The organism is Asanoa sp. NPDC049475 (genome assembly GCF_040676915.1).
In the GTDB taxonomy this organism is placed as follows: Bacteria; Actinomycetota; Actinomycetes; order Mycobacteriales; family Micromonosporaceae; genus Asanoa.
Window position 1 is genome coordinate 98,474 of record NZ_JBFAPY010000006.1, and the last position, 13,145, is coordinate 111,618.

The 13,145-nt window shown below is 69.8% G+C and carries 10 protein-coding genes and 1 pseudogene; 7 read left to right on the forward strand and 4 right to left on the reverse strand.

Annotated elements, in window-relative coordinates:
- The first annotated feature begins 3 nt into the window (after positions 1-3).
- The 4 genes from AB0J88_RS24520 to AB0J88_RS24535 all read left to right on the forward strand — a co-directional run bounded on the left by AB0J88_RS24520 (position 4) and on the right by AB0J88_RS24535 (position 5,575).
- Positions 4-435, forward strand: coding sequence for a VOC family protein (locus AB0J88_RS24520; protein ID WP_364358190.1), 432 nt, complete (start codon positions 4-6; stop codon positions 433-435).
- Positions 432-1,427: an aldo/keto reductase gene (locus tag AB0J88_RS24525; RefSeq protein WP_364358193.1), complete on the forward strand. Its 996-nt coding sequence runs from the start codon at positions 432-434 to the stop codon at positions 1,425-1,427. The genes AB0J88_RS24520 and AB0J88_RS24525 overlap by 4 nt, the downstream gene beginning before the upstream one ends.
- Before the next feature lie 267 nt (positions 1,428-1,694).
- Positions 1,695-4,811, forward strand: a complete 3,117-nt coding sequence (ileS, locus tag AB0J88_RS24530; RefSeq protein WP_364358196.1) for an isoleucine--tRNA ligase — start codon at positions 1,695-1,697, stop codon at positions 4,809-4,811.
- Between the two features lie 77 nt (positions 4,812-4,888).
- On the forward strand, positions 4,889-5,575 hold the full coding sequence (locus AB0J88_RS24535; protein WP_364358199.1) for a lysophospholipid acyltransferase family protein: 687 nt from the start codon (positions 4,889-4,891) through the stop codon (positions 5,573-5,575).
- A gap of 11 nt (positions 5,576-5,586) precedes the next feature.
- On the opposite strand, the gene AB0J88_RS24540 is transcribed toward AB0J88_RS24535, so the two are convergent.
- Together AB0J88_RS24540 and AB0J88_RS24545 are read right to left on the reverse strand one after the other, a co-directional pair.
- A complete protein-coding gene (locus AB0J88_RS24540) occupies positions 5,587-6,084 on the reverse strand; it encodes a YcxB family protein (protein ID WP_364358202.1) in 498 nt (165 codons plus the stop codon).
- Positions 6,085-6,108: 24 nt separating this feature from the next.
- A complete protein-coding gene (locus AB0J88_RS24545) occupies positions 6,109-6,843 on the reverse strand; it encodes a phosphotransferase (protein ID WP_364358205.1) in 735 nt (244 codons plus the stop codon).
- Between the two features lie 260 nt (positions 6,844-7,103).
- Here AB0J88_RS24545 and AB0J88_RS24550 point away from each other — a divergent pair, with 260 nt between their 5' ends.
- On the forward strand, positions 7,104-7,802 hold the full coding sequence (locus AB0J88_RS24550; protein WP_364358208.1) for a DUF4097 family beta strand repeat-containing protein: 699 nt from the start codon (positions 7,104-7,106) through the stop codon (positions 7,800-7,802).
- Positions 7,803-7,861: 59 nt separating this feature from the next.
- Here AB0J88_RS24550 and AB0J88_RS24555 read toward each other — a convergent pair whose 3' ends face one another.
- Complete coding sequence (locus AB0J88_RS24555; protein WP_364358210.1) at positions 7,862-8,644, reverse strand: metallophosphoesterase; 783 nt, start codon at positions 8,642-8,644, stop codon at positions 7,862-7,864.
- A gap of 121 nt (positions 8,645-8,765) precedes the next feature.
- On the opposite strand from AB0J88_RS24555, the gene AB0J88_RS24560 reads away from it, so the two are divergent.
- On the forward strand, positions 8,766-10,280 hold the full coding sequence (locus tag AB0J88_RS24560; protein ID WP_364358213.1) for a hypothetical protein: 1,515 nt from the start codon (positions 8,766-8,768) through the stop codon (positions 10,278-10,280).
- A gap of 171 nt (positions 10,281-10,451) precedes the next feature.
- Positions 10,452-11,480, forward strand: a complete 1,029-nt coding sequence (locus AB0J88_RS24565; protein WP_364358216.1) for a hypothetical protein — start codon at positions 10,452-10,454, stop codon at positions 11,478-11,480.
- A gap of 767 nt (positions 11,481-12,247) precedes the next feature.
- On the opposite strand, the pseudogene AB0J88_RS24570 reads toward AB0J88_RS24565, so the two are convergent.
- Positions 12,248-12,838, reverse strand: a pseudogene (locus tag AB0J88_RS24570) (hypothetical protein); the annotation flags it as partial.
- Between the last annotated feature and the right edge of the window lie 307 nt (positions 12,839-13,145).

Below are 13,145 nucleotides of genomic sequence, written 5' to 3' on the forward strand. Positions count from 1 at the left end.
CTCATGATCCAGGTTGACCTCCACCTCGTGGTGGACGATCCCGAAGCCGCAACCGCCTGGTACCAGGACGTGTTCGGCGCCGAGGAAACGAGTCGGGTCCCGTTGCCCGACGGCCGTCCACTCACCGTCGAGCTCCGCATCGGCACCACCGTGCTGGCCGTCGCCGGTGAGTTCCCGGAGCGCGGTCTGCGGACGCCGGCAGCGCTGGGCGGCTCACCGGCCGCCTTCCACGTGGCGGTGCCCGACGTCGATGCCGCCTACGACCGCGCGATCGCCGCCGGGGCCACCGCGTTCGAGCCGCCGCACGACGCGTTCTGGGGTGACCGCACCGCCCAGTTCCTCGACCCGTCCGGGCACCGCTGGGCGGTCGACCGACACGTGCGTGACGTGCCGGCCGAGGAGTTGGCCGAGCGCGTGGCGGCGATGTTCGCATGAGGTACACGACGTTCGGGCCGACCGGCCTACGGGTGTCCGAGCTCGTGCTCGGTGCGATGACGTTCGGGGAGCAGGGCGGCGTCGGTGCGCCCGTCGAGGAGTGCCGACGGATTCTCGACGCGTACGCGGAGGCCGGCGGGAACATGGTCGACACCGCGATCAACTATCGCGGCGGTGCCAGCGAGGAGATCCTCGGCGACCTGCTCGGCCGGCGGCGTGACCGGTTCGTGCTGGCCACGAAATACACGGTGACCCGGGACCCGGCGGACCCCAACGGCGGCGGGAACCACCGCAAGAACCTGCGGCTGTCGCTGGAGACCAGCCTTCGCCGGCTGCGTACCGACCATGTCGACGTCTACTGGATGCACATCTGGGACCGGCACACGCCCATCGACGAGACGATGCGGGCACTCGATGATGCCGTCACCGCCGGCAAGGTGCTCTACGTGGGCGTCTCCGACACGCCGGCCTGGGTGATCTCCCGCGCGAACACGGTTGCCGAGTGGCGCGGCTGGAGCCCGTTCGCCGGCCTCCAGGTGCCGTACAGCCTGGTCAACCGCGACGCCGAACGGGAGCTGCTGCCGATGGCCGAGGCGTCCGGCCTGACCGTGACAGCGTGGAGCCCGCTCGGCGGTGGCGTGCTCTCGGGGAAATACAACTCCGGTCAACCCGCCGGGAAGACCCGACTGGGCCACGCCGGCATCGACGACGGCGACCTCGCGGTGGCCAAGGTCGTCGAAGAGGTCGCCGCCGAGCTGAGCGTCACCCCGGCCCAGGTTGCCCTCGCCTGGACCCGCCTGCGCGGCGACGTGCTGCCGATCATCGGCGCACGAACCGTCGAACAGCTTCGGGACAACCTGGGCTGCACCGAGGTCACCCTGCCGCCCGAGCTGGTCACCCGCATGGAGGACGCGACCGGGTTCAGCCTCGGATTCCCGACCGACTTCATCGCCCAGACGGAGCCGTGGGTGCTCGGCGCCGCGGCGCTCTGACCCGCGCCGCCGCAGAATAAGTCGCGCGCGCTCGTTGTTACCGGTCAGGTAGCCTTGTCTGCAATTGGCGATGACCCGGCCATCACCGGTGAGCCTCCGGAAGAACGGATCTTCGGATCTCAGTAGAACCGGACGGGTTCGGCCCGTTACAGCCGGCCAACGAGCGGGTGGTCGTTCTTTGATCATCAAGCGGGGTGGTACCGCGGCCCTCTGGGTCGTCCTCGCAGTCCACGACCTTTGTGAGCTGTTCGAGGAGATTGACCACCGATGGCCTATCCCAAGCACGAGAGCAAGCCGGGCGTCCCGGCGAGCCCCGACCTGCCCGCGGTCGAGCGGCGTGTGCTGGATCACTGGACGGCCGACAAGACCTTCGAGGCCTCCGTCGAGCTCCGGGACGCCGGGACCAACGGCGACAACGAGTTCGTCTTCTACGACGGTCCCCCCTTCGCCAACGGCCTTCCTCACTACGGCCACCTCTTCACCGGCTATGTGAAAGACGTCGTTCCTCGCTACCAGACGATGCGCGGTAAGAGGGTCGAGCGCCGGTTCGGGTGGGACACCCACGGCCTGCCCGCCGAGGTCGTCGCCGAGAAGCAGCTCGGGATCACCACCAAGGCCGAGATCGTCGATCTGGGCGTCGAGCGGTTCAACGAGGTGTGCCGCACTTCGGTCCTGCAGTACACCCAGGACTGGGAGCGCTACGTCACGCGTCAGGCGCGTTGGGTCGACTTCACCAACGACTACAAGACGCTCGACCTGTCCTACATGGAAAGCGTCATGTGGGCGTTCAAGAGCCTCCACGACAAGGGCCTGGTGTACGAGGGCTTCAAGGTGCTGGCCTACTGCTGGCGCTGTGAGACCCCGTTGTCCAACACCGAGACCCGGATGGACGACGTCTACCGCGACCGCCACGACCCCTCGCTGACCGTCTGGTTCACCTTGGACAGCGGTGAGAAGCTGGCGGTCTGGACCACCACGCCGTGGACGCTCCCGTCGAACCTCGCGGTGGCGGTCGGCCCCGACATCGAGTACGCCGAGTTCACCGACGACGCCGGCCAGGTCTACCTGGTGGGCGCCGCCCGCACCGACTACTACGCCAAGGAGCTGGAAGGGTTCACCCGCACCGGCAGCCGGCGCGGCGCTGACCTGGTCGGCAAGCGTTACACGCCGCTGTTCGACTTCCTCGTCGACCAGGCCGGCCCGAACGCCTACCAGATCCTCGGCGGCGAGTTCGTCACCACCGAGGACGGCACCGGCGCCGTGCACATGGCGCCCGCCTTCGGTGAGGAGGACCAGAACGCCTGCAACGCGGCCGGCATCCCGACCATCGTGACGGTCGACGACCACACCCGGTTCACCGCGCTCGTTCCCCCGTACCAGGGAATGCAGGTCTTCGAGGCCAACAAGCCGGTGACGCGCGACCTCAAGGAGCGCGGCGTCGTGGTGCGGCAGGAGACCTACACGCACTCCTACCCGCACTGCTGGCGGTGCGACACCCCGCTGGTCTACAAGGCGGTCTCGTCCTGGTTCGTGCAGGTGACCAAGTTCAAGGACCGGATGGTCGAGCTCAACCAGCAGATCGACTGGACGCCCGGGCACGTCAAGGACGGCTCGTTCGGCAAGTGGCTTGCCAACGCCCGCGACTGGTCGATCAGCCGCAACCGGTTCTGGGGCTCGCCGATCCCGGTGTGGAAGTCCGACGACCCGAACTACCCGCGGGTGGACGTCTACGGCTCGCTGGAGGACCTCGAGCGCGACTTCGGCGTGCGGGTCACCGATCTGCACCGCCCGCACGTCGACGACCTGACCCGCCCCAACCCGGACGACCCGACCGGTCAGTCGACGATGCGACGCGTACCCGAGGTGCTCGACTGCTGGTTCGAGTCGGGTTCGATGCCGTTCGCCCAGGTGCACTACCCGTTCGAGAACGCGGACTGGTTCGAGCACCACTACCCGGGTGACTTCATCGTGGAATACATCGGACAGACCCGCGGCTGGTTCTACACCATGCACGTGCTGGCCACCGCGCTGTTCGACCGGCCGGCGTTCCGCACCTGCGTGAGCCACGGGATCCTGCAAGGGTCCGACGGCCGCAAGATGAGCAAGAGCCTGCAGAACTACCCCGACGTGTACGAGGTGTTCGACTCGTACGGCTCCGACGCCATGCGCTGGATGCTGATGTCGTCGCCCGTGCTGCGCGGTGGCGACATGCCGGTCACCGAGCCGGCGATCCGCGACACCGTGCGGCAGGTGCTGCTTCCACTGTGGAACGTCTGGTACTTCTTCTCGCTCTACGCCAACGCCGACGGCTACGAGGCGGTGCGCCGGGTCGACTCGACGCACCTGCTCGACCGGTACGCCTTGGCCAAGACCCGGGAACTGGTCGAGACGGTCACCCGGCAGATGGACGCGTACGACATCTCGGGTGCCTGCCTGAGCGTGCGCACGTTCCTGGACGCGCTGACCAACTGGTACGTCCGCCGGTCCCGCGACCGGTTCTGGGCCGGCGACCGGGACGCCTTCGACACGCTCTGGACGGTGCTGGAGACGCTGACGCGGCTGATGGCCCCGCTGGCGCCGCTGACGGCCGAGGAGGTGTGGCGTGGGCTGACCGGTGAGCGGTCGGTGCACCTGACCGACTGGCCGGTCGCGGACGAGTTCCCGGCCGACCACTCGCTTGTTGCCGCGATGGACGCCGTGCGCGACCTCGTGTCGTCGGCACTCTCGGTGCGCAAGGCCAAGGGGCTGCGGGTCCGCCTGCCGCTGCCGTCGCTGACCGTGGCCACGCCGGACGCCGCCGTGCTGCGGCCGTTCGTCGACCTGGTCACCGACGAGGTCAACGTCAAGTCGGTGGAGTTCACCGACGACGTGGCCGCGCACTGCGAGCGGGTGCTCACGGTCGTGCCGCGGGCGCTCGGTCCCCGGATCGGCGGTCAGGTGCAGCAGGTGATCAAGGCGGTCAAGGCCGGCGACTGGTCGCTGGTCGAGGGCCAGCCGGTCGCCGCGGGGGTCACCCTTCAGGAGGGCGAGTACGACCTGAAGCTGGTGGCCGCGGATCCGGACAACTCGGCCACCCTGCCGGGCGGCGAGGGCGTGGTCGTGCTGGACAGCGCGGTGACGCCGGAACTGGCCGCGGAGGGCGTCGCCCGCGACGTGGTCCGGGTGGTCCAGCAGGCCCGCCGCGACGCGGACCTGGACGTCTCGGACCGGATCACTGTCGATCTCAACGGATCTGACGGGGTGCGGGCGGCAGTCGAGACGCACCGTGACTTCGTCGCCCGCGAGGTCCTGGCCGACGACATCACCTTTGGTGCGGGCTCCACGGGCTTCGAAGGCGAGGTCGGTGACGGCGAACCCGTCCGAGTGACGGTCACGCGTAGTTAGCGCCTGTTCGTCCACTCGCGGCGGCGGGCGGTGTCGGTTACGGTGACACCGCCCACGCCGCGAGATCCGGAGGACCCGTGCCGCTGCTCTACACGATCGGCCAGCTCACCATCGGCGTGAGCATGCGGTGGGGGTGGGCGCCGAAGGTCGAAGGCCTGGAGAACGTCCCGCCACACGGCGGCGCGATCCTGGCCGGCAACCACCTCTCGGTCGCCGACGAGCTCTTCCTCGGCTCGGTCATCCCGCGCCACATCGCATTCTGGGCGAAAGCGGAATACTTCACCGGTACGGGCCTCCGGGGCTGGTTCAGCCGCTCCGTGATGACCGGCATCGGAGCGATCCGCGTCGAGCGCGCGGGCGGGCGTGCGGCCCTGAGCGCCTTCGACGGTGCGATCCCGGTGCTCAAGTCGGGCGACCTGGTCGCGATCTACCCGGAAGGGACCCGCTCCCCCGACGGCCGCCTCTACCGCGGCCGCACGGGCGTGGCCCGGCTGGCCCTGGCCGCCGACGTGCCGATCATCCCGGTCGGCTTCATCGGCACCGACGAGCTCCAGCCGATCGGCCACCGCGTGCCCCGCTTCAAGCGCGGCACGGCCACGGTCAAGTTCGGCAAGCCGATCGAGGTCACGGGCCGCGGCAGCGACAGCTCGTCGCTGCGCCAGATCACCGACGAGGTCATGGTCGCGATCCAGGAGCTGACCGGCCAGGAGTACGTGCCGAGGTACGCCCCGATGCTGCGGGTGGGCACGCCGCAGGCCGAGTAGCGGGCCGCCGTTCAGCTCGGCTGGAGCAGCCCCCGCTCGGCCATGAACGAGCGCAGCGTCTCGTCGTCCTCGGCGGACATCAGGCGGCGTGGGATCACCGTGGCGGGCATGCGGCCGACGAACACGACCCAGAACTCGGGCGTCTCCGTCACCTGCGCGACGCCCTCCCAGGCGATGCCGCCGGACTCCGTGCCGCTGCGCATCATGATGTTGTCGTCGTCGATGTCGTATCCGCCTTCGACGGCGTACTGACCCGAGCGACGGCGGGCACGCAGCCGCACCAGAGGCGCGTACACCATCGCCAGCAGCCCACCCACGATCATCGCGATGTAGAGCGGCGAGATCTGAGCGGCCCAGTCGAACGCCTGTGAGACGGCGAGACCGATCACGCCGAGCAACGTCAGCACCGCGCCCACGTAGGCGTACTTGCGGAGCCCGACGCTGCTGAGCACGGCGGCCACGCGGCCCGGGTAGGCCGGATCGGCCGGGACGTCAAAACGGATGTGCACGTCAGAACGATAGTGGCCCGGTCCTCAGACCGGTCGCACTTCGGCGAGCCGCTTGACCGCGTACGCGTCGTCCCAGCAGACAGCGGCCTCCCACGCGGCCGAGGCCTGGGCGGCGATGTCGTACGCGGTGTCGCCGAGGTCCGCGGCGTTGTCGGGCAGCACGAGGTCGAGGTCCGGGACGTCGACGTGCGCCTCGTCCCAGTCGATCAGGGCGACGCGGTGCGCGGTCACGCGTACGTTCCCAGGGTTGTTGGGGTTGCCATGGACCACGCAGGTCTGCCGCCCGGTGAGCCGCGCCCACGCCGCCCGGCAGCGGACGACGCCCTCAGGGGGCATCGCGCCGAGGTCGACCTTGGTCCCGGTCTCGGCGGTCAGCAGCTCGGTCGACGACCGCCACCCGGGGCGCTGCGGCCAATCCCGCGTCAGCCGATGCAGCTCCCGGAGCGTGCCGGCCACCCGACGCCAGTCGGCCCGCGTCCCGGGCGGCCCACCGTCCACATAGGTCATCACCACGAGACCGTCGACGAACAGCCGGCCGTCCCTCGTCGGGATGGGAACGGGCACCGTCAGACCGTGCCGGTCGAGATGCCGGAGAAGCTCGGCCTCCCAGGCGAGATCAGCGTCGCTCCTGGTGCCGAGCCGGCCGACCGCGAGGCGCCCGTCGACACGCACGCTCCACACGTCGTTGGCGACTCCGCCGGCCAGGCGCTCGACGCGAGCGACGTCGTCACCCCACGCGGCGAGCGCTTCCCATCCCATTGGTCAGATCGTACGGAGTTCGTCCTGTCCGCGACGCCGCCGGCCCGTAGCGGCCAGGACGAGTGAGAGTCCGAGGCCGGCGAGCGCGAGGACGATCACCCACGGCTTGCGGCGATCGGTCGCAAGCCGCCGGCGCGCAACCTTCCCCTGGCGGCGGGAACCGCCTCCCCCGCGCGGGGGAACCAGCCCGCACCGTCGTGTCAGCGGCCGTGTCAGGTCGGTGGCGGGGGCATGGCAGGACCGCTGCCGATAGTCGACGCATGACGAACAACAGCCACCTGAAGGAGAGCGTCATGCAGAAGTTCGAGACCACCGGCCCGATCTCCGTCGTCCTTTCCGTCCCGGCCGGCCGGGTCCAGTTCGTCGCCGCGGACCGCGCCGACACCACGGTCCGGATCGTGCCGGCGGACGCCGCGAAGAACCGCGACGTGAAGGCGGCGCAACGGACCACGGTCGAATACGAGGAGGGCGTCCTGCGCATCACGGACCCGACCGCGGCAAGCAAGATCATCGGTTCGACGGGCTCCGTCGAGGTGACCGTCGAACTGCCCGCCGGGTCCCGCGTCGAGGCCAAGACCGCCGCCTGCGAGGTCCGCGGCGTCGGCCGCCTCGGCGACGTCACCTTCGACGGCGCGTACCGCCACATCACGATCGACGAGGCCGCGAGCCTGCACCTCACCGCCATCGACGGCGACGTGCAGGTCGGTCGGCTGGGCGGCCCGGCCCAGATCACCACGGCGCGGGGCAACATCCAGATCGCCGAGGCGGCACGCGGGACGGTCGTGCTCTCCACCCACCTGGGCGACATCTCGGTCGCCGCCGCGACCGGCGTCTCGGCCACCCTGGACGCCGGCACCGGCTACGGCCGCACCAACAACACCCTGAAGAACGACGGCAACGCCGAGCTCGACATCCGCGCCACCACCTCCCACGGCGACATCACGGCGCGCAGCCTCTAAAGCCGGCGACGTCCCACCGCGACAGGATCGAGACTGTCGCGGTGGGACGAGCCCGACCCTCAGGTCAGTCGCGTGAGTAGGAGGCGGCCGCCTTCGTAGATTCCGCCGTCGACAGCGAGGACTCGACCGTCCGCGTACCGCAGGGCCTCCTCGACCTTTTCGGGTTCGACCCCGAAATGCTTCGTGAGGGTGCTGTGGCCGTGCACGAGCACCGCGCCGCCGAGGGTGTCGAGGATTCGTGCGACCGCGTCGTTCGGGTGGGACGGCTCGGCGGCGCGAAACGCGCCGCGGTCGCTCATCCGGCCGCAGAGCGTCAGCCAGCCGGCGATGTCCGTGCTTCGCAAGGCCGCGGCCACGCCGGCGTTGATCTGGGCGACAGTGGAGCCGAACCTCAGGTAGCTGAGCGTGTCCGAGTGCACCAGCAGGTGGTCGTCGACCACGGCGACCGCGGGCAGCCCCGTGATCCAGTCGATGTGGTCAGCGGTGAGGCGACGCAGATCCGCCTCCCTGCCGCCGAACCGCGCCCAGCCGCCACGAAAGCCGCCGGGTTCCTCCCAGCCGGGTACGGGTGCGCTGCCGAACCGATGCGCGGCCAGCAGCTGCACCTCGTGGTTTCCCAGCAAAGCCCGCACCCGCCCACCGGCGGTCGCCGACAGGGCGCGGATGTCGTCGATGACGCCGATCCCGTCAGGGCCGCGGTCGACGTAGTCGCCCAGCAGCCACAGTCGGGCATCCCCTCCGGCCCACCGACCAGCGCTGGAGACCAGACCGGCCGCACGCAACGCAGCCGCCAGCTCGTCCCGGTGTCCGTGGACGTCGGCAACGACGAACAAAGGTGCCATCCGGCCACCGTAGCCAGCAACCGAGCCATCACAGTCCGGGCTGCGCGATCCGGTCAATCGGCGCTCGCCGGGGCAAGGTCCATTGTGAAACACTCCAACGCGATCTCAGGAGGTCACCTCGTTGTCCAGCACCGGGCAGGTCGAGCGGCGGCTCGTCGAAGCCGTCGTCGCCGGCGACGTGCTCGAACTGACCGGGTCGGCCGACGACCGCACGATCTCCGCCGAGGTGATCCGCGACCTCGTCCGCGGTCGGCTCGCCGACGAGCCGGACCCCCACGGCGTGCGGATCCGCGGCGCGCGCGTCGAGGGCCGGATCGACCTCGACAACATCACGAGCGACATCGCCGTCGAGCTGCGGGACTGCGTGCTGCCGGACGGCCTGACGCTGCAGAACGCCCAGCTTCGAGCGGTCGCCCTGATCGGATGCCGGGTCGAGCAGCCGATCGAAGCCACCCGGCTCGCCGCGCGCACCTTCTCGTTGGAGAAGAGCACCGTGACCGGTGGGGTGCGACTGCTCGCCGCGCGCGTCGGCACCCTGAACTGCGGCGGCGCCCGGCTCGACAGCACGACAACGCCGGCACTCGACGCGGACGGGCTGCACACCGACCAGAGCGTGTTCCTGCACGACGGCTTCACCGCCGTCAGCGCCAGCGAGCGTGGCACGGTCCGGTTGGTCGGTGCCGACGTCGCCGGCCAGCTCAACTGTCGCGGCGCGCGGCTGGAGAACACCGCCGGACCCGCCCTCGACGTCGGGAACGCCCGGGTCGCCCAGGAGGTGCTCCTCCGTGACGGGTTCAGCGCCGTCGCCACCACCGAGCACGGCGCCGTGCGGCTGATCGGCGCCTACCTCGGCTCGTTGACCTGCGACGGCGCGCGGATCACGATCGACGCCGGGCCGGCCATGGTCGGCGATGGCCTCCGCGTCGACCGGGACCTGACCCTCGACTGGGGTTTCACCGCGACCGGCGCCGGCGACCGGGCCGTGCTCGAGCTGACCTTCGCGCGCGTCGGTGGCACCTTCGCCCTCGACGTCGACGGGGTCACGAGCGAGGGGCCGCTGGTCGACCTGGACGGGCTGACCTACACCGGGTTGCCGTGGCCGACGTCCGCACGGCGCTGGTTGACCGTGCTGCGCACCCACACGCCCGCCTACAGCGCGCAGGCCTATCAGCAGCTCGCCGGCGCGTACCGCAGCGCCGGGCATGACCGCGACGCCCGCGCCATCCTCATCGCCCAACGCCGCGACCAGGTCCAGCGGGCCGGGCTGTCGCGCTCCGAGCGGGCCTGGAGCCGGGTCACCGGCTTCACCCTGGGCTACGGCTATCAACCCTGGCGCGCCCTGCTCCTGCTGCTCGCCACGCTCGCCGCCGCGGTCGCGCTCAGCGTCGTCGGCGGCCACCACGGTGGCCTCACGCAGAAGCCGGGGACCGCGGCCTGCTCGACCGTCGACCAGATCGGCGTCGGCCTCGACCTCGGCACCCCGCTGCTCAAGACCGGTGCGCGCGACCGCTGCCAACCCACGGCCACCACCGCCGGCGAGATCCTCACCGTCGCCGGTTGGTTGCTGCAACTGCTGGCCTGGACGTTCGCGACCCTCTTCATCGCCGGTTTCACCAGCGCCGTGCGGAAGACCTGAACAAGCCCATAACGTCCGGTCGAATGTCGCCCTCAACGTTCTGGTGCGATGCCGGCTCGTCGCGATCCCATGATCGGGACCTGCCAATCAGCTCGATCGGGGAGAGACATGCCAACTCCAGCTATCCCACCGGCGGCCCCTGAGCCCACCAGCAGCTCCCGGCGAGCCTTGATGCGCGGTGGAGGACTCGCACTCGCCGGGCTCGCCGGCGTCGCGGCAAGCGCGACCGCCGCCACTCCCGCGGCGGCCGCCGTGGTCGGCCCCTGGGAATACGTCGCTCCGGGCGGTTCGATCCAGGCCGCCATCACGGCGGGCGCGAAAGCGATCCAGCTCGGCCCAGGCCGCTACGACCTGGCCGCGCCGGTCGTTCCGAGCCGGGGATGCACCATCCGGGGCGTGGGGCGGCTGACGGAGCTCGTCGCACAGGCCGCGATGCCCGCCATGATCGCGATCGGCAACGGATCGGCCATCGACGGCGTCTACGTCGGCGACCTGGTGCTCGACTGCGCGACGAAGGCCGTCATCGGCATCGACGTCAACATCGTCGGCACGACCGGCAACTACAAGGGTGAGCCGGACTCGATGTGCCGCCTGGACAACCTTTGGGTGTACAGCCCGGTGCAGGACGGAATCAGCTACCGCGGCACCGACACCCAGGCCACCTCGACGAGCCGGGTCCGGGTACGCGGCGCCGGGCAGTACGGCTTCCGGGTCGAGGCTCCGGACAACTGGTGGACAGCGTGCGAGGCGACCACCAGGGACTCGACGGGGGCGAATGCCGGCTTCTACATCGGCGGCAGCGCGGCGAACAACTTCTTCCAGGCCTGCAAGGCCTGGTACACGCGCGGCTACGGCTGGCACGTCAAGTCCACCCGGAACAAGTTCGTGGCATGCGAGTCACAGGACACGCGGGCACACGGCTGGTACGTCGAATGGGACCGCAACACCTTCGTCGGCTGCGTAGCCGACACTGCGGCCATGTACGACGTGCAAGGCACGACCAACACCGCCGACGGTTTCTATGTCATCGGCGGCCTGGAGACGTCGATGGTCGGTTGTCAGGCCTTCGACCGCCGCCCGGGCGGCCACGCGGCCCAGCAACGATACGGGTTCAACGTGCCCGCCAGCATGGTCACCAGCGGCCGACTGGCGGCCGCGACCGGTTGGGACAACACCGCGGGGCTGATCTACCAGCGTTGATCGACTGCCTGCGCCAAGGGCGGCGGGCCCGGAGTTCGGGCCCGCCGCCGATCGGGTCAGATGCCGTAGAGGAAGTCCTCGTCGACCGGGCCGCTGCTGTTGGCGTTGCGCAGGTAGACGGTGTTGTTGCCGGGACGGCGCACGCCCGGGCTGTCCATGCCGTCGTTGTTCCAGTCGCCCGGCACCGCGACGTCACCTGACGGGCCGTGCCCGAAGATGAAGTTGTAGTCGAGGCTTCCGGCGTTGTTGGTCAGGTACCAGTTCGAGTTGCCGGGCCGGAACACCCCGACGGTGTCGATGTCGTCCTGGTTCCAGTCACCGGCGACCGGCTGGTCGCCCGAAGCGCCGTGACCGAAGATGAAAGTCTTGTCGAGACTGCCGGCGTTGTTGGTCAGGTACCAGGTCGAGTTGCCGGGCCGGAACACCCCGACGGTGTCGATCCCGTCCTTGTTCCAGTCACCGGCCACGGGCATGTCGCCCGACGGGCCATGGCCGAAGATGAACTTCTTGTCCAGGCTGGTGGTGCCGTTCGTCAGGTAGAACGTCGACTCGCTGGGCCGGAAAACGCCGACGGTGTCGAAGCCGTCGTTGTCCCAGTCGCCGGCGATCGGGATGTCACCGGAAGGGCCGTGGCCGAACTTGAAGATGGTGGTCGCGTCGCCGCTGTTGACGTCGCGCAGGTAGAACGTCGAGTTGCTCGGCCGGAACACGCCGATCGTGTCGGCACCGTCGTTGTTCCAGTCACCGGAGATCGGGATGTCCTCCGTGCGGACGTTCCGCCACTGGTCCACGGTCTCGCCGCGAAGCACGCTCAGCAGAGCCTTCTTGTTGTCGAGGCTCGTGACCTTGTCGCGGTCCTCGCTCAGGTGGATGTGCCACAGGTGCGAGTCGTCGGACGTCGCGGCTCGGCCGTAACGGAAGTCCCAACCTTCGACAGTGTCGTCGTTGTCCGCCTGACCGAAGAACTCCCGCCATCCGTCGAGCCGCGGGTCGTTCGAGTCCCGCGCGGATGCCAGCAGGCGGCTGGAGTACCGGGCGATGTTGCTGTTGTCGACCGCCAGGGTCCGCAACGGCATCGGCTCGTCCGAGTGCGCGTCGAAGGTGCCGGCGAAGCCCTGCGCTTCCGGGAAGGTCCAGTCGTACGCCGCGGCCTTGTCCGACGGGCCGCCCTGGTCCTCGGCGTCCCTGACGGAGTAGTTCGAGGACGAGTTGTTGGCCCGGGTGTTGTGGTAGCCCGGCTTGTTCGCGTAGATGCCGCCGTTCCGCGATCCAGGTTGGAGAGCGAGCAGCTGCTCCATGAGCCACCAGGACGCATCGGTGATCCGGGAGGGGTTCGGGTTGGCCGCGGCGTTCGCCGGGACCGGTGCGGTGAGGATGCCGGACAGCACCACCAGCGGTGCGAGCACGGCGAACGCGCGTCGCGACCGTGGCGTGCGACGCTTCGGCGTCGCCGTCGTTCTCGAGAAGGGGTGCATCGCTCTTCTTCTGTCGAGGGGGCAGGGACAGGGTCGCGAGCATTCCGATCACGCGACCGGCCAATGGGATCGCGAGAAACACCACCGCACCAGGCCGTTGAGGACGACGTTCGACCGGACGTTGCGGCCATCGGAAGGCGGGACACCGGCAGCAGCCGCACCGCCTACATGAGATAGACGTGGCGATCCG

Bases quoted from the DNA above. Each gene is read 5' to 3' on its own strand.
- AB0J88_RS24520 (WP_364358190.1), top strand. From the start codon at position 4: ATGATCCAGGTTGACCTCCACCTCGTGGTGGACGATCCCGAAGCCGCA.
- AB0J88_RS24525 (WP_364358193.1), top strand. From the start codon at position 432: ATGAGGTACACGACGTTCGGGCCGACCGGCCTACGGGTGTCCGAGCTC.
- ileS (WP_364358196.1), top strand. From the start codon at position 1,695: ATGGCCTATCCCAAGCACGAGAGCAAGCCGGGCGTCCCGGCGAGCCCC.
- AB0J88_RS24545 (WP_364358205.1), bottom strand. From the start codon at position 6,843: ATGGGATGGGAAGCGCTCGCCGCGTGGGGTGACGACGTCGCTCGCGTC.
- AB0J88_RS24550 (WP_364358208.1), top strand. From the start codon at position 7,104: ATGACGAACAACAGCCACCTGAAGGAGAGCGTCATGCAGAAGTTCGAG.
- AB0J88_RS24555 (WP_364358210.1), bottom strand. From the start codon at position 8,644: ATGGCACCTTTGTTCGTCGTTGCCGACGTCCACGGACACCGGGACGAG.
- AB0J88_RS24565 (WP_364358216.1), top strand. From the start codon at position 10,452: ATGCGCGGTGGAGGACTCGCACTCGCCGGGCTCGCCGGCGTCGCGGCA.